At 68.2% G+C, this 23,705-nt stretch carries 24 protein-coding genes and 1 pseudogene; 13 read left to right on the top strand and 12 right to left on the bottom strand.

The annotated features are described in order from the left end of the window. Nucleotides 1-28: 28 nt before the first annotated feature. The 5 genes and pseudogenes from LPC08_RS25820 to LPC08_RS25795 form a co-directional block, all read left to right on the top strand. The gene (locus LPC08_RS25820; protein WP_230453438.1) at nt 29-748 is read left to right on the top strand and encodes a cytochrome c biogenesis CcdA family protein; all 720 of its coding nucleotides are present in this window, start codon (nt 29-31) and stop codon (nt 746-748) included. Then, nucleotides 745-1,365 (top strand): cation diffusion facilitator family transporter, encoded by a 621-nt coding sequence (locus tag LPC08_RS25815; RefSeq protein ID WP_230453426.1) that lies wholly within the window; start codon nt 745-747, stop codon nt 1,363-1,365. The genes LPC08_RS25820 and LPC08_RS25815 overlap by 4 nt, the downstream gene beginning before the upstream one ends. Next, nucleotides 1,358-2,353, top strand: coding sequence for a nitrilase-related carbon-nitrogen hydrolase (locus tag LPC08_RS25810; protein ID WP_248668980.1), 996 nt, complete (start codon nt 1,358-1,360; stop codon nt 2,351-2,353). Before LPC08_RS25815 ends, LPC08_RS25810 begins: the two co-directional genes overlap by 8 nt. Nucleotides 2,354-2,490: 137 nt before the next feature. Beyond that, nucleotides 2,491-2,628 carry a hypothetical protein gene (locus LPC08_RS25800; RefSeq protein WP_193009548.1) on the top strand — a complete coding sequence of 46 codons (138 nt, stop codon included), beginning with the start codon at nt 2,491-2,493 and terminating at the stop codon, nt 2,626-2,628. Then, nucleotides 2,607-3,326: pseudogene (locus LPC08_RS25795) on the top strand (hypothetical protein); the annotation flags it as partial. The gene LPC08_RS25800 and the pseudogene LPC08_RS25795, both read left to right, overlap by 22 nt. Before the next feature lie 308 nt (nt 3,327-3,634). Here the strand turns inward: LPC08_RS25795 and LPC08_RS25790 are convergent. Then, nucleotides 3,635-4,159 carry a DUF6428 family protein gene (locus tag LPC08_RS25790; RefSeq protein WP_099781011.1) on the bottom strand — a complete coding sequence of 175 codons (525 nt, stop codon included), beginning with the start codon at nt 4,157-4,159 and terminating at the stop codon, nt 3,635-3,637. Nucleotides 4,160-4,202: 43 nt separating this feature from the next. Here LPC08_RS25790 and LPC08_RS25785 point away from each other — a divergent pair, with 43 nt between their 5' ends. From LPC08_RS25785 to LPC08_RS25770, 4 genes are read left to right on the top strand one after another with little or no spacing between them, the layout of a single operon-like run. Then, a complete protein-coding gene (locus LPC08_RS25785; protein ID WP_099781010.1) occupies nt 4,203-4,559 on the top strand; it encodes an ArsR/SmtB family transcription factor in 357 nt (118 codons plus the stop codon). Continuing rightward, entirely contained in the window at nt 4,556-4,993 is a 438-nt protein-coding gene (arsC, locus tag LPC08_RS25780; RefSeq protein ID WP_230453425.1) for an arsenate reductase (glutaredoxin), read from the top strand. Before LPC08_RS25785 ends, arsC begins: the two co-directional genes overlap by 4 nt. Nucleotides 4,994-5,040: 47 nt before the next feature. Next, the gene (gene arsB, locus LPC08_RS25775; RefSeq protein ID WP_230453437.1) at nt 5,041-6,063 is read left to right on the top strand and encodes an ACR3 family arsenite efflux transporter; all 1,023 of its coding nucleotides are present in this window, start codon (nt 5,041-5,043) and stop codon (nt 6,061-6,063) included. Next, the gene (locus tag LPC08_RS25770) at nt 6,060-7,268 is read left to right on the top strand and encodes an MFS transporter (protein WP_230453424.1); all 1,209 of its coding nucleotides are present in this window, start codon (nt 6,060-6,062) and stop codon (nt 7,266-7,268) included. Before arsB ends, LPC08_RS25770 begins: the two co-directional genes overlap by 4 nt. Before the next feature lie 557 nt (nt 7,269-7,825). Here the strand turns inward: LPC08_RS25770 and LPC08_RS25760 are convergent. The 10 genes from LPC08_RS25760 to LPC08_RS25715 all read right to left on the bottom strand — a co-directional run bounded on the left by LPC08_RS25760 (nt 7,826) and on the right by LPC08_RS25715 (nt 18,088). Next, complete coding sequence (locus LPC08_RS25760) at nt 7,826-9,271, bottom strand: calcium-binding protein (protein ID WP_230453423.1); 1,446 nt, start codon at nt 9,269-9,271, stop codon at nt 7,826-7,828. A 530-nt stretch (nt 9,272-9,801) separates the two neighbouring features. Then, nucleotides 9,802-10,689, bottom strand: coding sequence for a CopD family protein (locus LPC08_RS25755; protein ID WP_230453422.1), 888 nt, complete (start codon nt 10,687-10,689; stop codon nt 9,802-9,804). Then, complete coding sequence (locus tag LPC08_RS25750) at nt 10,686-11,066, bottom strand: copper resistance CopC family protein (protein WP_075822439.1); 381 nt, start codon at nt 11,064-11,066, stop codon at nt 10,686-10,688. The genes LPC08_RS25755 and LPC08_RS25750 overlap by 4 nt, the downstream gene beginning before the upstream one ends. Before the next feature lie 136 nt (nt 11,067-11,202). Beyond that, nucleotides 11,203-11,406 (bottom strand): heavy-metal-associated domain-containing protein, encoded by a 204-nt coding sequence (locus LPC08_RS25745; protein WP_230453421.1) that lies wholly within the window; start codon nt 11,404-11,406, stop codon nt 11,203-11,205. A 178-nt stretch (nt 11,407-11,584) separates the two neighbouring features. After that, complete coding sequence (locus LPC08_RS25740) at nt 11,585-12,094, bottom strand: DUF305 domain-containing protein (protein WP_075822441.1); 510 nt, start codon at nt 12,092-12,094, stop codon at nt 11,585-11,587. A gap of 148 nt (nt 12,095-12,242) precedes the next feature. Further along, a complete protein-coding gene (locus LPC08_RS26405; protein WP_230453420.1) occupies nt 12,243-12,611 on the bottom strand; it encodes a DUF305 domain-containing protein in 369 nt (122 codons plus the stop codon). Between the two features lie 148 nt (nt 12,612-12,759). Continuing rightward, entirely contained in the window at nt 12,760-14,052 is a 1,293-nt protein-coding gene (locus LPC08_RS25730; RefSeq protein WP_230453419.1) for a sensor histidine kinase, read from the bottom strand. A gap of 62 nt (nt 14,053-14,114) precedes the next feature. Beyond that, a complete protein-coding gene (locus LPC08_RS25725) occupies nt 14,115-14,849 on the bottom strand; it encodes a response regulator (RefSeq protein WP_230453436.1) in 735 nt (244 codons plus the stop codon). A gap of 117 nt (nt 14,850-14,966) precedes the next feature. Next, nucleotides 14,967-15,740, bottom strand: a complete 774-nt coding sequence (locus LPC08_RS25720) for a copper resistance protein B (RefSeq protein WP_075822445.1) — start codon at nt 15,738-15,740, stop codon at nt 14,967-14,969. A 20-nt stretch (nt 15,741-15,760) separates the two neighbouring features. Next, on the bottom strand, nt 15,761-18,088 hold the full coding sequence (locus LPC08_RS25715) for a copper resistance system multicopper oxidase (protein ID WP_230453418.1): 2,328 nt from the start codon (nt 18,086-18,088) through the stop codon (nt 15,761-15,763). Between the two features lie 317 nt (nt 18,089-18,405). Between LPC08_RS25715 and LPC08_RS25710 the strand changes: the two genes are divergently transcribed. Then, on the top strand, nt 18,406-18,837 hold the full coding sequence (locus LPC08_RS25710; protein WP_126281746.1) for a hypothetical protein: 432 nt from the start codon (nt 18,406-18,408) through the stop codon (nt 18,835-18,837). Nucleotides 18,838-18,923: 86 nt separating this feature from the next. Here the strand turns inward: LPC08_RS25710 and LPC08_RS25705 are convergent, their stop codons facing one another. Continuing rightward, entirely contained in the window at nt 18,924-21,323 is a 2,400-nt protein-coding gene (locus LPC08_RS25705) for a heavy metal translocating P-type ATPase (protein ID WP_255702373.1), read from the bottom strand. 198 nt (nt 21,324-21,521) lie between these two features. On the opposite strand from LPC08_RS25705, the gene cueR reads away from it, so the two are divergent. The 3 genes from cueR to LPC08_RS25690 all read left to right on the top strand — a co-directional run bounded on the left by cueR (nt 21,522) and on the right by LPC08_RS25690 (nt 23,231). Then, nucleotides 21,522-22,010, top strand: coding sequence for a Cu(I)-responsive transcriptional regulator (gene cueR, locus LPC08_RS25700; protein WP_075823366.1), 489 nt, complete (start codon nt 21,522-21,524; stop codon nt 22,008-22,010). A gap of 155 nt (nt 22,011-22,165) precedes the next feature. After that, entirely contained in the window at nt 22,166-22,465 is a 300-nt protein-coding gene (locus tag LPC08_RS25695) for a DUF411 domain-containing protein (protein WP_312862054.1), read from the top strand. A gap of 433 nt (nt 22,466-22,898) precedes the next feature. Continuing rightward, the gene (locus tag LPC08_RS25690; RefSeq protein ID WP_230453417.1) at nt 22,899-23,231 is read left to right on the top strand and encodes a four-helix bundle copper-binding protein; all 333 of its coding nucleotides are present in this window, start codon (nt 22,899-22,901) and stop codon (nt 23,229-23,231) included. The last annotated feature ends 474 nt before the right edge of the window (nt 23,232-23,705 follow it).

The raw sequence follows: 23,705 nt of genomic DNA, 5'->3' as shown, positions 1-23,705 counted from the left end.
CGGGACCGCCGTGAACCCGCTCCTCCAGATGTCCGGCCTCCTGACAGCCTTCCTGGCCGGGATGGTCTCGTTCCTCTCGCCCTGCGTGCTGCCGCTGATGCCCGGCTACGTCTCCTACGTCGCCGGTCGCTCGGTCGCCGCCGAACGCGCGGCGCCCGGTCGCCTCGCCACGGTCGGCCTCGGCCTCTGCTTCGTTCTGGGCTTCGCGACCGTCTTCGTGGCGATGGGCGCGGGCGCCTCGGCGCTGAGCCAAGCCCTGCTGCGCTACCGCTACGAGGCCGGGATCGTGGGCGGCGTGGTGGTCATCCTGTTCGGCCTCATGACCGCGGGCGTCCTGCGGCTGATGCCGCTGCAACGCGACCTCCGCTTCATGCCGACCCTCAGCGGCGGCACGCCGCTCTCCGCCTATGTGCTCGGGCTGGCCTTCGCCTTTGGCTGGACGCCCTGCATCGGGCCGGTGCTCGGCGCCATCCTGGCGCTGACCGCCACCAGCGAGATCAGCCACCTCGGCATCGTGCTCCTGGCCACCTACGCAGCTGGGCTGGGCGTGCCCTTCCTGCTGGTCGCCGCCTTCGCGGACGCCTTCCTGCGCGGCCCGTTCCGCGGGCTGCGGCGCCTCGGCCGTGTTCTTCAGATCGTAGCGGGTGGCGTCATGGTAGTGATGGGGGCGGCCATGATCACGGGCCACCTGACCGACTTCGCCATCCTGATGCTTGAGCTCTTCCCGGGGCTCGGACGCATAGGATGAGCGACGACGACGATCTGCCCCGGGACCTTGGCCACATCACGCCCGCCTACCGCCGGGCGCTCTGGATCGTCGTGGGACTCAACGTCGGCTACGGCCTCGTGGAGATGGTTGGCGGCTTCGTCTCCGGCAGCCAGGCGTTGAAGGCGGACGCTCTCGACTTCCTTGGCGACGGCCTGATCAGCTTCCTCGGCCTGCTGGCCATCGGCTGGAGCCTCGCTTGGCGCGCCCGGTCCGCCCTCATCCAGGGACTGTTCCTCGCGGCGCTCGGCTTGGGCGTGCTCGCCACCACTGGCTACCGGGTGCTGGTGCTGAACCAGCCCGAGGCCGAACTGATGGGCCTCTTCGGCACCGTCGCGCTGGTGGTCAACGTCGCCTCCGCGGCGGTGCTCATCCCGCACCGGGAGGGTGACGCCAATGTCCGGGCTGTCTGGCTATTCAGCCGCAATGACGCCATCGGCAACCTCGCCGTGGTGGTCGCGGCGGGTCTCGTCTGGTGGACCGGAACTGCATGGCCGGATCTCGCCGTGGCCGTCGTCATCGCCGGGCTTTTCCTGCAATCGGCATGGTCGATCGTCCGCGATGCCAGGACGGATCTGCGTGAGGCAACCAATGACTGAGAACGTTCAGCCAGAGCTGCCTCCGGGGCAGAGCACCGGGCCATCCGGACCGGACGCCCAGGTAAGGGTCGCCGCCTGCACGACTCCTGTTCGCATTGCCGACCCGGAGGTGAATGCGGACACCCTGCTGACGACCGCGCGTGCCTGCGACGCACGATTGGTGTCCCTGGTCGCCTTCCCGGAGCTGGCGTTGACCGGTTACTCCATTGACGACCTCTTCCTTCAGGATGTTGTGCTGGACGCTGCGGAGGCCGCCCTGAGGCGTATTGTGGAGGCTTCCGTCCATATCCAGCCCGTCATGGTGGTGGGAGCACCCCTGCGCCACGCGGGGCGCGTCTACAACACAGCAGTGGTGGTCCATGGCGGGCGGGTGGCCGGGGTGGTCCCGAAGGTTCACCTGCCAAACTACCGCGAGTTCTACGAACGCCGTTACTTCGCGTCCGGGCAAGGTACGGAAGGCAGCATGATCCGCCTGGGTGAGCAGCACGTGCCATTCGGTCCCGACCTCATCTTCGTGGCCGAGGACCGCCCAGGGCTCGTGTTCCACGCTGAGATTTGCGAGGATATGTGGGTGCCGATACAGCCGAGCGCCATCGCGGCGCTGGCTGGTGCGACTGTTCTGGTGAACCTGTCGGCTAGCAACATCACAGTCGGGAAAGCCGACACCCGGCGAATGCTGTGCCAAGCTCAGTCGGCGCGATGCACGGCGGCCTATCTGTACACGGCGTCTGGCGAGGGTGAATCGACGACCGACCTCGCGTGGGATGGTCAGACCTCGATCTATGAGAACGGGGTCCTTCTCGCAGAGACCTCCCGGTTCAAGCCCGGAGCCCGGATAGCTGTCGCGGATATCAACGTCAGCCTCTTGGCCCGTGCCCGCGGCTGTTCGGGCATCTTCGCGCAGTGTCGGATGAACCACAAAGCCCAGGTGGTCCGCTTCCGCCATGTTTCACTGCACTCCGGGGCCGACACAGGTTTCAACTGGTAGCCAACGGCCGCGTGCCCCCCCGAAGCCGAGGTCGTCTCCGGCCGCAAGCGAAAGGTCTACACCCTGACGGACAAGGGCCGGGACGCTTTCAAGGTCGGCCTGAAAGCCTGGATGGACGCCACAGCAACCTTGACCAGATGAGCTCCTGCGGCACCGTCAGGGTCGCGCAGTTCGCCTCCGGCCTGCTGATGTGGGTGCTCATCGCCACCGGCGAGATCACCGCGCTCGCGGACTGGATGCTAGTGGCCTTCCCATGGCTCGCGAGGATCGGATGAGCGGCGGCGCCCTCCGGACGCGCGCGGGCCGCCCGATCCCGAGCGCCGTCGCCTCCACCTCGCCCTCTCGAGGCGGCACGGGCGACGAGCCCGAGGCCGCGGGGGGGCGGAGAGGGACCGCGCCGGGCCGAGGGGAAGGGTTCGCGCCACCGGACGCGGTCGCCCGCCTCTTCACCTGGCTTGCCGGACTGCCGCCGCGTCGGGCTCTCGCCGCGGCGCTCGCCCTCGGGCTGCTCTCGGCCCTCGCCCTGCCCCCGCTTCATGCGGTGCTGGTGCTGCTGCTCGCCGTACCGGGGCTGCTCGCGCTGCTCGGCGCCGCGACGTCGTGGCGACGGGCGGGCAGGCTCGGCCTGGCCTGGGGCTTCGGCCACAGCCTCGGGGGCCTGTACTGGGTTACGGAGGCGCTGCTCACAGACCCGGCGCGCTGGTGGTGGCTCGTGCCGCTCGCCGCGCCGGCGCTCGCCGCCGTGATGGCTCTCTACGCGGTGCCACCCGCGCTCGCCGCCTGGTTCCTGCCTCCGGGCTGGTGCCGCCTGGCGGGCTTCGCCGGGGCCTGGACCTTCGCTGAGATGCTGCGCAGCGTGCTGTTCACCGGCTTCCCGTGGAATCCCCTGGGCGGCGTCTGGGCCTTCGCGGCGCTACCAGTGCAGGGCGCGGCCGTGGTCGGCGTGCACGGCCTCTCCCTGCTGACGCTCCTGCTCGCGGGCCTCCCGGTCCTCCCCGACCGCCGCCGGGCCTGGCTCGCGGGCGGGGCCGCGGCCCTGGCCCTCGCCGCCTTCGGCGCGTGGCGCCTCTCCGGCCCGGAGCCGCCGGGGCCGCCGGTACGGCTCGTGCTGGTGCAGGCCGGCGTGGCGCAGGAGGAGAAGTGGCGCGAGGACCGGCGCGCGGCACATGTTCAGGGGAGGCCAGATCGGCGGCTTCGCGCCCGACCCGGCCATCAGCGGGTCGCGCACGACCTCCCAAAAGCGGAAGTCGCAGCCGATGTTCCCGGCGTGTGGCACTGGTTTCAGCAACAACCGCTCGACGGCTTGCAGCAGGGCGAGGCGGCCTGGGCCGCTTCCTGCTCCGCCCGGTGCCGCGGCTTGCAGATGGCGGCCCGGGGCCCGAGCTCGATCACGGCGCTGGTCGCCTCGATCCGGATCGCCTCGACGTCGAAGATCTGCATGGGACGGCCGGGCGGCCCGACTTCGAAGGTCAGGCGGCTGCCCGGCTGCAGGCTGACCCGGGACGCCACCTTTTCGAGGATGGCGAGGAACTTGCCGACCTCCATGTGCTCCGGCTTCTCGGCCGAGGCGGGCAGGTCCTCCACCTGCAGGATCGTCTCCTGCCAGGCATCCGGGTTCCCACCGCAGTCCAGGGTGACGAAGGAGCCCGCCTTCACCTCGGTCACGTGGTAGCCGGGCTCGGTCTGGCGCCCGTCGTAGCTGATGACCAGCCGTCGCGCCGCGTGGGGCCGGAGGGCGTCGAGCACCGCGCCCAGCGAGGCGTCACCCACGAAGCCGATGGTCAGGGGCAGAGCAGGCGCGTTCATCTTCCCTCTTTCACCTCAACGTGTCTTGAGACATTAAGGGGTCATGGACGAAACGCAAGCACTCGATGCCCTCGGCGCCCTCGCGCAGGAGACCCGCCTCCGGATCGTGCGTCTGCTGGTGACGGCGGGGCCGGACGGCATGGCGGCGGGCGCCATCGGCGAGGCGATGGGCGCCACCTCCTCGCGCCTGTCCTTCCACCTCACCCACCTCGAGGCGGCCGGGCTGGTGCAGTCGCGCCGGGACGGCCGGTCCATCCGGTACTCGGCCGTCTACGACGCCCTATCCGGCCTCATCGCCTTCTTGATGCGGGACTGCTGCCAGGGCCACCCGGAGGTCTGCACCCCCGCGGTCGCCGCCCTCTCGGCCTGTGCCTGCCCCTCCCCGGAGCCTGCGGCATGACCATCACGATCTTCCACAACCCGGCCTGCGGGACCTCCCGCAACGTCCTGGCCCTGATCCGGAACTCCGGCGAGGAGCCGGAAGTGATCGAGTACCTGAAGACCCCGCCGACCCGGGACGTCCTGGCCGACCTGATCCGGCGCATGGGCGTGCCGGTCCGCGACGTCCTGCGCGAGAAGGGCACGCCCTACGCGGAGCTGGGCCTCGGCGACCTTTCCTTGACCGACGACCAGCTGCTCGACGCGATGATGGCCCACCCCATCCTCATCAACCGGCCGATCGTGGTGACGCCCCTCGGGGTGAAGCTGTGCAGGCCCTCCGAGGCTGTACTCAATATCCTGCCGAACCCGCAGCTTGGGGGCTTCACGAAGGAGGACGGCGAGCCAGTGGTCGATGCCGCCGGTCAGCGTGTCGCCAAGGGCCTGACGGCATGAGCGCGGCCGTGGACCGCGAGGCCGCCATCCAGCACCGCCGGGCGGCCTTGGGCACCTTCGAGCGCTACCTCACCCTCTGGGTCGCCCTCTGCATCGTGGCGGGCGTCGCGCTCGGCGCCGTGCTGCCCGGGCCGTTCCGGGCGCTCGGCCGCATGGAGGTGGCCCAGGTCAACATCCCCGTCGCGGTCCTGATCTGGGCGATGATCGTGCCCATGCTGCTCCGGGTGGACTTCGCCGCCATGGGGCAGGTCACCCGGCACTGGCGCGGCATCGCCGTGACGCTGGGCATCAACTGGCTGGTGAAGCCCTTCTCCATGGCCTTGCTGGGCTGGCTGTTCATCGGCTGGCTGTTCCGGCCCTGGCTGCCCGCAGGACAGGGAGACAGCTACATCGCGGGCCTCATCCTGCTGGCTGCGGCGCCCTGCACCGCCATGGTCTTCGTGTGGTCCCGCCTGACGGACGGGGATGCTAACTTCACCCTGAGTCAGGTTGCGCTGAACGACGCGATCATGCTGGTGGCCTTCGCGCCGGTGGTCGGCCTGCTCCTCGGCCTCTCCGCCATCACGGTGCCCTGGGACACCCTCTTCCTCTCCGTCCTGCTCTACATCGTCCTGCCCCTCGTCGCGGCGCAGCTCTGGCGCCGGTCGCTGCTGGCATCGGGCGGCGAGGCGGCCCTCGGGCGCATGCTGAAGGCGATCAACCCGGTGTCGCTGGTGGCCCTGCTGACCACGCTGCTGCTGCTGTTCGGGTTCCAGGGCGAGCAGATCCTCGCGCAGCCGCTGGTGATCCTGCTGCTTGCGGTTCCTATCCTGATCCAGGTCTACTTCAACGCCGGGCTGGCCTACCTGCTGAACCGGCAGTGCGGCTCGGCGCACAGCGTCGCCGGTCCCTCCGCCCTCATCGGCGCCTCCAACTTCTTCGAGCTGGCCGTCGCGGCGGCCATTGCCCTCTTCGGCTTCGAGAGCGGGGCCGCGCTGGCGACCGTGGTCGGCGTGCTGGTCGAGGTGCCCGTCATGCTCTCGGTGGTCCACATCGTGATGCGGACGAAGGGCTGGTACGAGCGGGGATGAAGGCCGCGGATCTCGTGCGGCGCCGGGGGGTTGTCACCACCACTCTCGGCATCACGCAGACCCTGGCCTGGGCGTCCACCTACTACCTCCCGGCCGTCTTCGCGGATCCGGTGTGCGAGGCCCTTGGCCTGTCCCGAGCCCTGTTCTTCGGGATCTTCTCCGGCGCCCTGCTGCTCTCCGGCCTCGTCGGTCCGACGGCCGGGCGGCTCATCGACACCTACGGCGGCCGCGACGTCCTCGCGGCCTCGAACCTCGTCTTCGCGGCCGGGCTGGCGTTGCTGTCCTTCGCCTTTGGGCCGGTCACCCTGGCCCTGGCCTGGGCGGTGATCGGCGTCGGCATGGGGTTCGGCCTCTACGAGGCGGCCTTCGCCACGGTGACCGGCCTGTACGGGCGCGAGGCCCGCAACGCGATCACTGGCATCACCCTCTTCGCGGGCTTCGCCTCCACGGTGGGATGGCCTGCCAGTGCCTTCATGATCGACGCCCTGGGCTGGCGGGGTGCCTGCCTCGCCTGGGCCGTGCTGCACCTGGTCGTGGCCCTGCCGCTGAACCGCTTCCTCGTCGCCAAGGTCCCGCCGCCGCCTCCGGCCGCGGCCGCGGTCCCGGCCGACGCGGCGCCGGGCGGGGTGCCCTGGACCATGGTCATCCTGGCGGCCGTCTTCGCCGCCACGACCTTCGTCTCCACCGCCATTGCTACCCACCTGCCGCGGATCATCGAGGCCCTGGGCGCGGCACCGACCGCGGCGATCTTCGCGGCGTCCCTGGTCGGCCCGGCCCAGGTGGCGGCCCGGGTGGCCGAGTTCGCTCTTCTCAGAAAGGCGTCGCCCCTCGTCACGGCGCAGCTTGCCGCGGGCCTGCATCCGGTCGGCGCGGCGCTCCTGGCCTTCCTCGGGCCGGTGGTCGCCATCCCCTTCGTACTGCTGCACGGTGCCGGGAACGGGCTGCTGACCATCGCGCGCGGCACCCTGCCACTCGCCCTGTTCGGCCCGGCTGGCTACGGGCTGCGCACGGGGCTGCTCGCGGCCCCGGCGCGCCTCCTCCAGGGCGGGGCGCCCCTCCTCTTCGCGCTGGTGCTGGATGCGCTCGGACCGCACGCGGCGCTCATGCTGTCCAGCACCCTCACCGCGCTGTCCCTGGTCGCGCTGCTGGCTCTCACACGTCGAGTTCGCGATCCCGGCGCAGATCGACCCCGCCGCGGAGTCTGAGCACCGGATCTCGGCAGCGCGTTATGTCGGCTTCGCCGCTTCCAGATCTCGAGAGCGGCCATGCTGCTATCGGCCAGACCACGCCGTAGCAGACGAGCTCCAGCGGGCCGCTTCGATGTCCGCCCACGAGGGTGCAGTGGACGCTCGGGCGGGAGACATGACGACCCCGTCAGCCCTGACTAGCGGGAGGTGTGCCGGCCAGAGGATCATGCCCGCCGCCCGGACGCGCGTCGGGCACAGCCGGGGAGGGCGCGGCCCCGCCCCGTTCCGCGGCGCCCATCCGAAAACCCAGCCAGTTCGGGCCAACCTGCCCCTCTGGCCGGGAACCAACGCACGATAAGCCTAGTTTCGGCGACGTTCTGACCGACGCCGAGATCCGCACGGTGCTGGCGTTTATTAAGAGCACTTGGCCGGAACGGGAGCACGCTTTGCAGGGACGCCAGACTCGTCCTGGAGGAGAGAACTCCAGGTGATTGGGTGCGGAATCCGGCGGGCTTCCCTGGTGCCCCGGTCGCGGGCCCTGCGCCACGCACTGCGGCGCAGGGCCGCTAAGCGAACTAGGCCAACAGGTAGTCCTGCTGCACATCAGTGGTCGTGGTTCCGTCCCGGAAGAGGTACAACGAGCCCTCATCCGTAATGGCGGGATCGTTCACAAAAGCTCCGCTTGTACCTGCATCTGCATTGAACATGAAGTCGTCCTGAGCCATCTCGCTCTTCGTAAGGCCTTCGAGCAACAGAGACCCGGTTCCCTGATCCGTGGTCCAGCTGACCAGCACTCCACCAGTCGTGTCGGCCACCGTGACCTCATCGGGCGTGATGTCACGGAAGGCGATGTGGTCGAAAGCGCCGGGGCCTGCATCAAAGCCACCTGTGACCACGTCGTTGCCGCTGTCGGGAGACACGATGAAGGCGTCGGCACCGTCCCCGCCGTTCAGGACATCGTCGCCGCCCCCGCCCTCGAGCATGTCGTGACCGGCACCGGCGTACAGGGTGTCCTTCCCGTCCTCGCCCATGAGGTTGTCGGCCTGGTCACCTCCGAAGAGCTGATCGTCCCCGGCGCCGCCTACTAGGTGGTCCTGGCCCATGCCGCCGTCCAGAGTGTCGTTTCCGGCATCACCGGTGAGGTTGTCGTCCTCGGCTGCCCCTGACAGCCGGTCATCTCCCCCGAGACCGAAGTAGAAGTCGCGCGCGTCCGTGCCCGCAAGGGCGTCCGCCTGCGCAGCGCCGATCTGCACATTGAACTCGTCGAAGTGGATGGTGGTGGCGGGCGTCGTGCTGTCGGTGATGTCCGGCGCGAAAACGTTGAAGCCCTCATCCTTTGCGAAGCTGACGGCGGATACGTGGTCCGCGTCGGCACTGGTGGGCTGGAGAAGATAGCGGTCATCCGCAAACATAAAATCGTCCTGGGCGAGATCCGCCTTCTCGATACCCGCCAGCAGCACCGAGCCCTCTCCATCCGCCCAGCTAATCTTCACACCAGCAGCCGTGTCCTGGAACGTCAGCTCCTCCGGCGTGATCTCGCGGAACGCGATGTGATCGAGGATGCCAGGCCCAGCCTGGAAGTCGACGACAATGTCGTGGCCGCTGGTAGGGTCGACGATGAACGCATCGCCGCCCAGCCCACCGGAGAGCACGTCGTTTCCAGCGCCGCCCTCGAGGTCGCCGTGGCCCACCCCTTCGCTGAGGTAGTCTCGCCCGTCCGCTCCCCGAAGCCCGTCGGCGGCGTCGCCACCAATCAGGAGGTCGTTGCCTTTGCCTCCATCTATATGATCCATACCCGCACCGCCGACGAGGACATCGCTTCCGCGACCGCCGAGCAGGTCATCGTTCTGAGCATTGCCGAGGAGGATGTCCGCGTTGGCTCGGCCAAACTGAACGTCCATGGCGTCTGACCCGGAGAAAAAGTCGAAGTGCGCCTGTCCAATGCGCAAGTCATAGTCACCGAACGCTCTCTGGAAATCGCGGCCACTGCTCAGCCCAAAGTGCTGCGGATTATGTGCCATAGCGTTTTCCTTGCACGATGAGGAATGTACCGGCCGGGCAGGGTAGGCAGTTCCAAGCCCCCGCAGTGACCGGCCAATGAGAACGGCTCAGTCGAACAGCGGATCACCGTGCAACAAAATGATGTAGTGTCTACCTGTGGACTGAGCGGACAGGGAACTGCGCGAACTTCGTTTAAGCCGCCGCCAGATTCACATAGGACAACGCTGTAAACCGCCAACGGCTGGCGCTGCCATGTACTGGAGTGGAACCCCGGGGCTGCACATGGAAATTGGCGTAAGCGATCACGTCGGCAGACCTACCAACCGACGCAAGCTCGGACGCGCCCTCCGGGTCTGAATTTGCTGCCACCAAACTCCGGTGCGGATACCCGCATGGCGCTGATGGCACGTCGCCCGGAAGAGCAATAGTAGCCGCTTTACCTTCCCCGACGCAGCGTGCTGCCAGTGAGTGGGGCCGGATTCCGCGGTGCCGCGCCTTCACCACGTCCAGGGCCTGGACCGGGAGGGAATAGGCGCGGCACCGCTGGAAGCTATCCCTCGCCCTGGGGGCTGGTGGACGTCATCTCGGCCACGGCCCAGAACACCAAGACCATGACCGCGATCTCCCACCCGATGGAGACAGCAAGACGCCTTCCCGCTCCGGGAGTGCCGGCCGCAAGGGCAGGCGTCAGCCGGAAGCGGTGCCATGCCGCGAAGCCGAGCAGGACGCCCACCAGCGCCAGCTTGGTCATCAAAGCCCAGCCATACGCCGTGGTTAGCAGGGTCTCGAGGCTGCCCACGAGAAGCCACGCCAGCAGCGCCCCGGCGAGAACCAGGCCACCCACGAGCCAAGTGGCGGCCCTAGCCCAGCCCTCGACCAGCCGTGCCGCCTCCGGACCGCCCCGCTTAGAGGCCAGAGCGAGCGGCCAGAGGCTGCCGGACCAGAAGGAGACCGCAACGAGGTGCGTCACCAGGGCTGCCGCGAGGAGCCACCGTGGCTGGTGCTGCGTCGTATGGCCGACGGCTGTGAAGCTGGCTGCAATCGTCAGGATACCTGCGGCGCCGACGACGAGGCTCGGCTGCCCCATCCAGGTAGCAACCGCCACCGCGAGCAAGCCCGTCCAGGCGATCAGGACGGAGATCCCCGGACGGGAGGTGACCATCATGTCCCAGACCTCAGCGTCGAACGGATCCCCGTCCGACGCCAAGGCAACCTGCGTTGCCAGCCAGAGTAGGCTGGACGCCAAGCCCAGTGCCACCATGGTCCGGGTCAGGCGACGGCACGAAGCGGCGTCCTGGGGCGTCTGTAGGCGGCTGAAGCCGATGGCAAAGACGCCCAGCCCAGCGGCCCCGAAGCAGGTGACGTAGAAGGCGATGCGCCACGCCGCCGAGAGCGCCCGGTAAAGGTCCGGCTCCGGCCCGAGCAGCTCCAAGATCACCGCGAAGATGTCACGGCAAAGCGCACTGCGCCGCTCATGACATGGCCGTCGCCGCCCATGGCCCGCCATTCGATCCGGTAGGCTCCCGGCGGGAGCGACGAGGGAACGGTCGCGGTCGCGTGGCTCGCCGCCTCCCGCCCGCCCTCACGGCGGATCTGCCGCTCCTTCCCGGCCTCGTCGAGCAGGCGCAGCGACGTCACGCGGCACTCCTCGGTGAACATCAGGTGCAGCGCGCGCGGAGACGAGTTGAGGGTTGCGCCGTCGCCTGGATCGGAGGAGTGCAGCATCGCATGCGCGGACGCAGCACCGGGAGCCATCAGGACGGCAAAGGCCGCAGCGAGCGCGCCGTTCCGAAGGAAGGCAAATCGTGAAAGCATGGTCTCTCCTGTAGAGGCGATTCCGCGACTGGGATGACGGCGGAAGCCTTGCAGGATGAATAGGCGGGACACCGCAGTGCGGCAGCGGCAATCGCGCACCAATTTATTTCCGCTGCAGGCCGACGCCCGCCTACAGTCAACCAGCCATTCCGGCGGCTTTCCAGCCTGCCGTGTACAGGGCGCTTCGAAGCGCCTCGCCGCCAAGGCGGCCGCCGTTGATGGAAATCGACTTGTCTTCGAGCCGGACCTCGACCTGTGCTGAAGGGTCGGCTTCCTTCACCACGGCAGTCACGCCCTTGGCGCAGCCTTCGCAGTGCATGTTCTCGACGATGAAGCGCATGGGCATTCCCCTTTCCACGACAGTCGCCGGGAGGTGGGGCTTCCCATTGTGGCAAGGTCAAGGGGAGAGACCTGCGCGCCTAGATTCCGGGCAAGCGTCCACGCTCCGGCTTCCGCTACGGGGCGGCCTAGGCAAGAGGGGGAGGGCGTCCGGAGGAGCGGAAGCGCCCGTTCCGACGTTATCGGCCTGTTATAGCCGCGCTTGCCACCCGCGGCTCCAGGTCCGGCGCCCCTGGAGCGGTCGGATTGCGCTCGAGGTCGGCGATCAGCTGCTTCATTTCCCCAATCTCGCGGACCTGCGCCTCGATGATCTGGTCTGCCAAACGTCGCACGCGCGGGTCGCGGATATGGGCGCGCTCGCTAGTCATGATGGCGATGGAGTGGTGCGGGATCATGGCCTTCATGTAATCCACATCACCGACCGTCGCCTGACTGCGAACCAGGAAGAGTGACGCGGCGAACACGACCGCCCCACCTGCGACAATGGCCAGGTTCGCGCGCTTGCTGTGATACATCTTCAGCATGAACAGCATCATGATGACGGCCATCGCCCCGCCCATCATGAGGGCCATCCACGTCCGCGTCTGGCTGTAGAACACATGCTCGAATGCGTAGGTGTTCAGGTACATAAGCCCGAACATGACGACCGTGGACACCAGGATCATCGCGCCGAAGCGGAGGTAGCTCATCTCTATTTCCTTGGAGGTGCGACCGCGGCGTGCGCGGGCCGGTTAGCCCAGGCATGGCGTCCGGCCAGTCAGCGACAACCGCCCAGAGCCGCAGACCGCAGACCGTGGGCCGTGGGCCGTGGGCCGTGGGCCGTGGGCCGCGAAAGTCCTAGCGGGCCGGGTGCCGTGACATCCAGGTCCTCAGTTCGGCGATGTCCTGCTGCTGCTTCTGGATCATCTCCTGAGCCTTACGCTTCATCTCGGGATCACGCCCGTGCTCGACTTCGACCCGTGCCATGTCGATGGCGGCCTGGTGATGCCGCGCCGTCATGCTGGCGAAGTCATGGTCGGCGTTGCCGGTCATAGGCTGGGCCGCCATGTCGCGGTTCATGGCCTCCATGGCAGCATGGTACCCCGCCGAGGCCCCCTGGTGACCGGCTTGCTGGCCCGCGGCGCTCTGGGCCGACGCGGCGCCAGCCCATAGGAGCGCTGCCGCGGCCGCCGCAGTGGCCTGAATAGCGTGACCTCTTGTCAACATCGGGCTCGTCCTTCCTCGCTGTTTATGCGGCGCAGTTTAGCGATTCAGGGAGAACTTCCTGCCACGGGGTACCGCGACACGTGCCCCGGAACCGGCGCCGATCCGCCTGGCCCTAACGCCGTGCAGCGGCTGTCCGGCGGGCGCCGGATTACATCGTTTTATTACTTGGCTGGCCGTCGTCGGCGCCCTGCGGCCAGCGAGGAAGGGTCAGGGTGACCACGGTCCCACGCCCGAGCGCACTCTCGACGGCAAGATGCCCTCCGTGGGCTTCGACGATGGCCTGGGCGGTCGAGAGGCCCAGGCCGCTGCCGCCGCCCGCGGTACGGGCGCGGTCCCCCCGGAAGAACGGCTCAGTCACCCTGGGGAGGTCTTCGGGCGGTATGCCGGGTCCGCGGTCGCCCACCCGCACCAACACTGCGTCGGGGAGCGCTTCGACTTCGATCCATGGATCGCGCCCGTGCCGAACGGCGTTCGCGACCAGATTCGTCACTGCCCGCTTGATGGCGACCCGGCGCCCCGGGGCAACGGCGTCGTCAATGCGCCCTTCCTCGACCGGCGTCCCCGCATCGGCAAACTCGTCGGCCACGGTGCGGACGAGCGCCGCGATCGACAGCGGCAGGACGGCTTCACCGCCGTGCCCGCCTCGGAGGTAGGCGAGGACGTCGGAGACCATCGTCTCCATCTCGGCCAGATCGCGTCGTATCGGCTGCTGAACCTCCTCCGGCAGATCCTCGGCCCGGAGACGCAGCCGGGCGATCGGCGACATCAGGTCGTGAGAGAGCGCGCCGAGCGCCAGGGTCCGCTGGCGGAAAGCGTCACGGGTCCGCATGGACATGTCGGTCAGCGCCTCCGCGAGTTGGCGGACCTCGCGCGGGCCGGAAGCAGAGAGGGCTGGCGGCTCGCCCTCGGGGTCGAGGCGGGAAACGGCCTTCGCCAGCGCCGAGACCGGCGCCGAGACAGAACGGGCCGCGAAGCCGACAGCCAGGAGAAGGGCTAAGCCGACGGTAGCCGCGTAGGAGTGCAGCACGCCCTGATCGGCCGATAACACGGTGAAGGAGGCGAGCTCCACCTCCAGCCAGGAGCCGTCTTGTAGGCGGGCCACCGCTCCGATGCCGACGAGCCGGTCCGACGCGGCCTCGTAGCGTCCGGGGCGCACGCGCAACTCGGTCGCCACGCCGCTCAGGGCCGCTGTTCGGGCCGCGACGGTCGGCCACTCCTCGCGAGAGGGGTGCTCGGGGGTGGGGGCCGCGTCGCGGCGCCAGTGCACCTCCAGGTCCGCCCGCGACAGGGCATGGGCGATCCGGTCCCTGTCGCCCTCCGGTGCCGATGCTACAGCATCCAGGATCGTCGCCAGGCGCTGGGCTAGCAGCTCCTCGGTCCCCCGCTCCACGGCATGGCGGAGCAGCACGTCGTGAATGCCGACCATGGCGGCGAAGAGCACCGCGAAGCCAATTGTCAGGGTCGCCAGGGTCCGTGCTGCAAGGGACTGGGGGAGGAACCTTCTCACCCAGACCAATCCACGAGGCTCGACAGCAGGTATCCTACGCCACGGACCGTTTTGATGAGGCCCGGCTCCCCGTCCTCGTGGGGCCTGGATCCGAGCTTGGCCCGCAGCCGGCTGATCTGGACGTCCATCGAGCGGTCCAGCCCGCCGTAGGGGCGGTTCCGGGCGATGTCCAGGAGCTGGTCCCGCGTCAGGATACGCTGCGGCCGCTCCACGAACGCCAGGAGGAGGTCATATTCGCCGCTGGTCAGCTCGACCGCGACGCCGTCCGGCCTGAGAAGCTCGCGACGCCGGGTATCCAGGGACCACCCGGCGAAGTGCGCCACCTCACGGCCCTTACCGCCCGCGTTATCCTCAGGGCCCTCGGCCCTGCGGAGGACAGCCCGGATGCGGGCGACCAGCTCCCGGGGGTCGGCTGGCTTCACAACGAAGTCGTCCGCCCCCAGCTCCAGCCCGACAACGCGGTCCGATGCCTCGGCCAGGGCGGTCAGGATGATGACCGGGATCCGTCCCTCGGCACGGAGATCCCGGCAGAGCTCGAACCCCGACTTACCCGGCAGCATGATGTCGAGCAGCACGAGGTCCACCTGGGCCGATGCCAAGAGGCGTCGCATCTCGATGCCGTCGCGGGCGCCGCTGGCGCGGAACCCGCTGCGGCGCAGAAGGGTGAGCAGGAGCTTGCGCAGTTCCCCATCGTCCTCGACGACGAGAACGTGTCGCCCCTCTCCCGACATAGGTGGAAGGTTGGGGGCGGGCACTCCGCGGGAACCGTCGCTTCCAGGACGCTCGGTCAACGCGGCCCTCCGACGGAACCTTCGTCCTCGCAGCAAGCATTCATTCGACGGGCCCGTTCAGAAGAACAGACGAATGCCGGTGACGAATTCAATACCCTCGGCCTTCCCCCCCTCAGCGCGAGCGTACTTGGCGGCCTCGCCGAAGCGCCTTGTATAGTTCACGCCGACATAGGGCGCGACCTCGCGGGTGAACTCGTACCTGAGGCGGAAACCTGCCTCTATGTCATTGAACCCGCTGTTAATGCCGAGTTCCGGCACGCGCTGGGCAGCGACGTTCACCTCCAGGTTCGGCTGCAGCACAAGCCGCTGGGTGACGTAGACGTCGTAAGAGAGCTCAAGCCGCGCCGAGAGGTCGCCCCTCTCGCTCACGAAGCCCTGGAGGTCCACCTCGAACAGGCCCGGGGCCAAGCCCTGAATGCCGATAACGCCGTAGGTGCGGTCCGGCCGCGGACGCGGGTCGTAGCGGACACCCGCCTGGAAGTCCCAGAAGTACCCGATGAGGCGGGAGTAGAGCAGCTGAATCTCGGCATTCTCGGCGCGGCGCCCGCGCTCAAGCTCGCCCTGCGTCTTGATCCAGACCTTGTCGTAGTCGGTGCCGTACCAAGCCTGACCGTCCCAGCGCGCAATATTCGGTGCGCCGTTGAGGCCGACGCCCCATTCGAGCTTCTCGAAAAGGACGGCGCCGAAGTAGACCTCGTGGGACGAGGCGCCGTGCGCGCCCGGATCGTGTACCGCGTTCTGGGAGGCGGCCTGCTGGGCCGACGCCCCGCCGGCCAGGGTGAAGCCGAGCAGGGTCGTGAGAAGGGCGGCCGCCTTGGTCGTAAGTCGCATCGGGTGTCGGTCCTTCGTGATCAGCCGTTAGACGCGACGCGCGGCTGACGTCGGATCTCGACCTTCCGCATCATCCCGGTCTCCATGTGGAAGAGCATGTGACAGTGGAAGGCCCAGCCGCCCTCGGCATCCGCCTCCACATCCACATCGAGTGTGCTGCCAGGCTTGACGCTGATGGTGTGCAGCAGCGGGTTCTGGGCGCCGTTGCCCACCTGCGGCTGCATCCAGACGCCGTGCAGGTGCATCGGGTGGCTCATCATGGTCTCGTTGATGAACCGCATCCGGACCCGCTCGCCGAGGTTCAGCACGATTGGTTGCGCCTCGCTGAAGCGGTTGCCGTTAATGGCCCAAAAGTAGCGATCCATGTTGCCGGTAAGGCGCACCTCAATGATGCGGTTGGGCTCGCGTACCGGGTAGGGATTCGAGAGCGCCCGGAGCATGCGGTATGTCAGGACACGGGTGCCCGGAGGCGCCCCGGTGTTCACCGCGAACGGGTCGGGCGGCGCCATCCCCCCGTGGCCCGCATGCGCGCTGGCCGCGGAAGTATCGACCTGACCCACTTGGCCGGTGCCCGGCGCGCCGTGGCCCATCGCCGAGTGGTCCGGCGCAGCTGGGGCGGCGCCACGCTGGTCGCGCCGCTGCGCGGGCTGCTGGCCCTGGCGCCCCTGCTGCCGCTGCGGCCGGGGCTGCTGACCTCCCTGCGGCCGCCCCATGCCCGGCATGCTCGAGTGGTCCATCCCTGGCGTGCTGGAGTGGTCCATGCCGAGCATGTTCGAATGGTCCATGCCCTGCATGGAGCCTTGGCTCGCCTGGGCCAACCGGAAAAGGCCCGCGCCCGGCACGGAACCTACCGGAAGGTCCGCGACGGCAAAGCGGAAGCCCGGATCCCGTGCCAGGGACGACGAGCGGCCCATGCCCGGCATGTTGGAGTGATCCATGCCGGGCATGTTCGAATGGTCCATGGCCGGGGGCCTGGCCGGGGCTTGGCGAGCACCGCCCGTCCCCCGGGCCGGGGCGCCCTGGTTCATTCCCGGCATATTTCCGTGGTTCATCCCGGGCATGTTCGAGTGATCCATGCCCTGCATGCCGCCCTGGGCACTGCTGGAACCCATGCCGGACATCCCCGAGTGGTCCATGCCGCCCATGTCCATGGATTCCATGGGGGCGATCTGGCCGGGCCGGTCCGTCTCGGGACGCAGGGTGCCGCGGTCCAGGCCCTTGGGCCCGTAGTTGCCGCCCATATCGGCCATGGTCAGCAGCGGCCGCTCGCGGTGCGGGGGCAGCGGCATCATCGGTAAACCGTTCTGGGTGGCCAAGCTGGCGCTCGCGAAGCCTTGGCGGCCCATGGACTCCGCCAGGATTTGGAACTGGCGCCCGCCCGCGGGGCGCACGAGCACGTCGAAGGTCTCGGCTGGGGCGATGCGGAACTCGTCCACAGCCACCGGCTGCACGTTGTTGCCGTGCGCCTGGACAACGGTCATCTCCAGCCCGGGGATGCGCACGTCGAAGTGGCTCATGGCGCCGGAGTTGATGAAGCGCAGGCGAACCGTCTCGCCGGGACGGTAGACCGCAGTGAAGTTCTGCTCGGGCGTCCGGCCGTTGACCAGGAATGTGTAGCCCGTGACGTCTTCGATATCCGTCGGGTCCATCCGCATGTCGCCCCACATCAGCCGGTCGCGGATGATGGCCTCGCGCGCCTGTGCGTTCGGGGCGCGCGCGAGCTCGTTGGCGAGGCTCGCCGCGGTGCGCTTGTTGTAGTTGTAGTAGCCCGCGTCGCGCTTGAGGTTCTGGATGACGCGGTGCGGGTTCTCGTCTGTCCAGTCGGAGAGCTGGATGATGTAGTCCCGGTCGTAGCCGTAAGGGTCGGGGCGCACCGGATCGATGACCAGCGGACCGTAGAGGCCAGCCTGCTCCTGCGTCCCGGAATGGCTGTGGTACCAGTACGTGCCCGACTGCACGAGTGGGAAGCGGTACTGGTGCGTCTGTCCTGCCGCGATGCCCTGAAAGCCATCGCTGATGCCCGGCACGCCGTCTTGACTGCTCGGAAGGATCAGGCCGTGCCAGTGAATCGACGTCTCTTCGCGGAGCCGGTTGGCGACGTTGATGATTACCTCCTCGCCCTCGCGAAAGCGGAGGACGGGGGCCGGAACGGAGCGGTTGACCGCGATGGCCGGGCGGCTGCGGCCGGTGATGTTTAACGACACGTGCTCGATCGCGAGATTGAACTCGCGGGGCATCGCCCGCCCGACGGCCGGCTGAGCCAGGGCGGATCCCGGAAGAGCCGGAGCCGAGAGGGCGGCGATGCCAGCAGCGAGCATCTTGCGCCGCGACAGCGTAACCTCAACCATGCTCGGAAGCTCCTTCGTGAAATGACGGGAGGCGTGGCAGTGACGGCGCGCTGCGGTTGCGCGTGCTCAGCGAGCGATGCCGTGCACCATCACCGCCTGTTGCATTGGATATCTACGGTCGCCCCGGCTTCATCAATCGCGCTGAGGCTCTGGCAATAAAACGTAAGAATTGAGCGAGCCTTCCGGCAACGACGGCCCGGAAGGGAGCTTGTACGCTGCGCCTGGCTGCCGCCCCTCGCGGGAGCGCCCCGCCGGACACGGGATTCCATCCGCATCCGCCAGCCCGGTCCGGCGTGGCATGGCGAATAGGAGGACGCATGAACGCCGCTTCTCGCAGTGGGTGGGCCGCACGTCTCGTCGTGGGCCTGGGCCTCGCGCTCACAGCCGTGGCTTGCGCGCCGCAGTCCGCGCCACAGGCTTCCGCACCCACTTCCGCGGAACTTCCGGTCCAGCCCGCGGGCCGTTCCACGACGACGCCGGGCGCCGCGATGCAGCGTCCGGACAGCGCGGGCATGCAGGGCATGGACCACTCCAACATGCCCGGGATGAACCACGGGAACATGCAGGGGATGTCGGGCATGCAGGGCCACAACATGTCCGGCATGAACATGCAAGACATGATGGCGCACTGTCGCCAGATGCAGGCGGACGCCAGCGCGGGACGGCCGATCCCGCCGGACATGCAGTCCATGATGGCGCACTGCAACATGATGGGCGGCTCGTCCCAGGGACGGTCCCGCTCCCGGTAATCGGCACCGTGGTGGCGGCTGACGCCGCCACCACGACACCTGTCGGCCGTATTCGGCGCGTGCCAGGCAGTTCCTCATTTCACGCCCTACAGCCGGATTGTGCGCAGTCGTAGGGCGTTGCCGATCACCGAAACCGAGCTCAGCGCCATTGCCAAGGCAGCGACGATCGGGCTGAGAAGTATCCCGAGGAACGGGTAGAGGACGCCTGCCGCGAGCGGCACCCCGAGCACGTTGTAGATGAAGGCCAGGAACAGGTTCTGCCGGATGTTGCGCATGGTCGCCCGGCTCAGGGCCCGCGCCCGTGCGATCCCGGCAAGGTCACCCTTCACCAGCGTCACGCCTGCGCTCTGCATGGCGACGTCCGTCCCGGTGCCCATGGCGATGCCCACGTCGGCCTCGGCCAGCGCCGGGGCGTCGTTGACGCCGTCACCGGCCATCGCAACGACCTTCCCCTGCGCCCTGAGATCGCGAACGATGCGGTGCTTGTCCTCGGGGAGGACGTCGCCCTGGAACTCGCCAATGCCGAGCTTCCGGGCAACGGCACCGGCCGTCGTTTGATTGTCGCCGGTCAGCATGACGATGTGGACGCCCGCGGCGCGCAGGCTCTCCAGGGCGGATGGCGTAGTCGCCTTGACTGGGTCCGCTACGGAGATAACGCCACCGGGCCTGCCGTCTATCGCAAGGAAAAGCGCCGTCCCTCCCTCGCGCCGGAGCTCGTCCGCCGTGGTGGCCAGCCCGCCCAGGTCCACGCCGAGATCCTGCATTAGGCGGGCATTCCCCAGGGCCACCCGCCGTCCGCCGACAGTGCCGGTGACCCCCTTGCCGGTCACAGAGTCGAACTCGGCGGGTTCCCACATTTCGACCCCGCGCTCCCGGGCCGCGGCCACGATGGCCGCCGCCAGCGGGTGCTCGCTCGACCTCTCCAGGCTGGCCGCCAAGGGCAGCACCTCGGCCTCGGTCAGACCCAGTGCCGGGACCACGGCCACGACCTTGGGCTTGCCCTCAGTCAGCGTGCCGGTCTTGTCCACGACAAGGGTGTCGACCTTCTCCATGCGCTCGAGCGCCTCAGCTGACTTGATGAGCACACCCGCACCGGCTCCCTTGCCAACACCCACCATGATGCTCATGGGCGTAGCCAGGCCGAGCGCGCAGGGACAGGCGATGATCAACACTGAGACGGCTGCGATCAGCCCGTAGGAGAGTGCCGGTGACGGGCCCCAGACGGCCCAGGCGATGAAGGCCAGGACCGCGACGGCGATGACCGCCGGGACGAAGTAGCCGGACACCTGGTCGGCCATTCGCTGGATGGGCGCTCGGCTGCGCTGAGCCTCGGCGACCATGGCGACGATGCGGGACAGCATGGTGTCGGAGCCGACCTTGTCGGCCCGCATCACCAGCGCGCCGGTTCCGTTCACTGTGCCGCCGATGAGCTTGGACCCGGGCGCCTTCTCCACCGGCAGGGATTCGCCGGTAACCATGGACTCGTCCACGGCGCCACCGCCCTCCAATACCTCGCCGTCCACCGGCACGCTCTCTCCCGGACGCACCCGCAGCCGGTCGCCAGCCTGGACGTCCGCCAGGGGAACCTCCTCATCCTCTCCATTCTCCTTGAGGCGCCGCGCGGTCTTCGGCGCCATGTTGAGTAGGGCGCGGATGGCACCGCCGGTCTGCTCCCGGGCGCGCAGCTCTAGCACCTGCCCGAGAAGGACGAGCACGGTGATGACAGCAGCTGCCTCGAAGTAGACGGCCACCGTGCCGTCCATGCCCCGGAAGCCTTCCGGAAAGACACCGGGGGCGAAGGTCGCCACCAAGCTGTAGAGGTATGCGGCGCCGGTCCCGAGGGCGATCAGCGTGAACATGTTGAGGCTGCGGTTCACGACCGACTGCCAACCGCGCATGAAGAACGGCCAGCCGGCCCAAAGCACGACGGGGGTCCCCAACAGGAATTGGATCCAGACTGAGATCCTGGGCGGCACCAGGTGATGGAGCCCGAGGCCAGGGATGTGAGCCCCCATCTCCAGCACCACCACGGGGAGTGTGAGGGCCAGCCCGATCCAGAACCGGCGGGTCATGTCGGCCAGCTCGTGGTTGGGGGCGGCCTCAGCGGTGACGTCCAGCGGCTCCAACGCCATACCGCAGATGGGGCAGTTCCCGGGCCCCTCCTGCCGGATCTCGGGGTGCATCGGGCAGGTGTAGATGGTGCCCTTCCGTGGAGCTGGAGGCGGGGCCGCGGCGGCCTCCTTCGGCTTCAGATATTTGTCGGGGTCAGCCTGGAACTTCGTCCGGCACCCAGCTGAGCAGAAGTGAAATGTCGTCCCGGCATGCTCCAAGCGGTGCTTCGAGGTGGCCGGATCGACCTTCATCCCGCAGACCGGATCTGTGACGAGCCCGGCGTCAGCGGCCGGGCCGGGACCGTGATGATGGTCGTGGCCGCAGCCCGGCCCGTGCTGGTGCGAATGCCCGTGACTGGTGTGGTGACTGCTCATGCTTGCCGCCCCGGTTTGGGCCGCGTGGCGGGCCCTCGTTGCTCAGGTGACCGGGAAGGTGGTGTTTCCCATGATGGGAAGGTCAAGGACCATCAGCTGCCGAACGGGGATTCTCTGGGGGATGCCTTGACCTTCCCACAGTGGGAATCTCCATCTTAGCCGTGATCAGGACTGCGGTGCCTTGAAAAGGAGGTCCCCATGAACATCGGACAGGCCGCGAAGGCGTCCGGCGTCTCCGCGAAGATGCTGAGGTACTACGAGAGCGTGGGCCTCCTTCCCGCGGCGGGGCGGACTGAGGCGGGCTACCGCGTGTACTCGGAGCAGGACATTGGTACCCTCCGCTTCGTTCGGAGGGCGCGGGACCTCGGCCTGCCGCTGGACAGCATAAAGCGGCTCATTGGCCTCTGGCAGGACGAGGATCGTGCGAGCGCCGACGTGAAGCGCATTGCCACCGAGCATGCGGCCGAAATGCGCGCCAAAGTCGCCGAGATGACCCGGATGTGCGAGGCGTTGGAGCGTATGGCTGACGCTTGCCACGGTGACGACCGGCCGGAGTGCCCGATCCTCGACGAGATTGCCGAAGGCGACCACTGCGCCGCCGGCGGCCATGACGCCGGTCAGGACGGGAGCCTGCGACAGGCGAACGGCAAGAGCACAATCAGCAGCTTCCAGGGAGCGATGTCATGAGCAAGGGGTTCAGGGGCGGCGCCGCCCGGCGCTCCCTCCTTGGTTTCGGGCTGGCTGCTGCGGCGCTGCCCGTCAGCGTAGTTCGGGCCCAGGGCCCAGCACTCCAAGTGTGGAAAGACCCGAGCTGCGGCTGCTGCGAGGGATGGGTCAGGCACATGCGCGCGGCGGGCTTCGAGGCGACCGTCCATGAGGTCGCGGACCTGCAGGCGGTGAAGGCGGTCAACGGCGTGCCGGACAAGCTCCAGTCCTGCCACACGGCCACGGTCGGCGGCTACGTCGTGGAAGGCCACGTCCCTGCCTCCGATGTCCGCCGCCTGCTGGCGGAGCGCCCGCGCGCCAAGGGACTTGCCGCGCCGGGGATGCCGCCCTCCTCACCGGGCATGGACATCCCGGGGACGCCCTACGAGGTCATCCTATTCGGCGGTGGAGCTGACCGGATGTGGGCCCGGCATTGACCAGGATGGCTGGACAGGCCGCGCTGCGCCCGAGAACGGCGACTTGATCGAGGTCAAGGCGGGTCGGCGCCGATGGCAGGGATCGGCGGAGACACTAGCGATGCACGAGCACTCCATAGGCTTCAGCTTAGTTGCCTTGTTCAATGTCCTTCGTGAGCATTACGCCCACACCCCAGGCGTAACATTCGTAGGGTCTCACGAGTCTGCATGGACGTTCTGAAATCCTGCGCTGGATCACTGCATTTGCCGGGAAGTCGCCCGCGTTCCGCGTCGTCATAGACATGCAGCACACCCTGAGCTGGCCGCTAAGGCTCGATTGAGAGACGGGCCGGTGCCAGCTGCCAGCCTGACCGAGCACCGGCCGTCGACAGCGAAACCCACCAACGCCGCCTTCGCTGTCTCATTGAGGCGCCATTGTCCTCGGAGAACCGCTATGCACCACATGTCCACCGAAATGCAGGCCTGCATCGAGGAATGCCTGCGCTGCCACAGCACCTGCCTGAGCATGGCCATGAACCATTGCTTAGAGGTCGGCGGCCAACATGTCGAACCGGCCCACTTTAAGCTCATGATGGCATGCGCCGAGATTTGCCAGACCTCGGCGAACATGATGCTGATCGGCACCCACCATCATAAGCATACCTGCCGTGAGTGTGCAGAGATCTGCGAGGAGTGCGCGGCGAGCTGCGACGCCGTGGGGGGTATGGAGGCATGCGCCGAGCAGTGCCGAAAGTGTGCTGCGTCCTGCCGCGCGATGGCCGCCTAAGTTGATGCGGCGGCGACCCCGTTCACCGCGGGGCCGCCGCTGCAGTGACGAGCGCCGCACATGGCCGGCACATAGAAATATCTTGTCGCCTTCCAGGAAGGCTCCTGCAATGCACGACCTCTATCTTGGCTGCGTCGGCGAGCAACGCTTGTCGCTCAACCAAGGAGGTTCAGATGCCTGTCCACACACTACATCGGTCTTCAGGCTTCATAGGCCAGCTCCGCGGCGCGGTCCGCGCTTGGCCCCTCGGAGGCGCCGTCGCCCTCATGCTGACGGCTATTGTAGCACCTGGCACCGCTTCTGCTCAGCAAGCCGGTTACGTCACTACGGCGCCCAGCGCACGAGCGCCGAACGGCCTGACCATCGACCAGGGTGCGGGATCGCCCGGCATGGCTGCCTTCTCGGCTGCTCCGCACCCGACGACCCCCCATCAGCATGGCCCGGATAATCCTCAAGCTGGTGTCCCTGGTATCC

The sequence above is a fragment of the Roseomonas sp. OT10 genome, assembly GCF_020991085.1.
GTDB classification, from domain to species: Bacteria; Pseudomonadota; Alphaproteobacteria; order Acetobacterales; family Acetobacteraceae; genus Roseomonas; species Roseomonas cutis.
The sequence above is the reverse complement of the archived record's forward strand: the minus strand, read 5'-3'. Positions and strand labels throughout refer to the sequence as shown.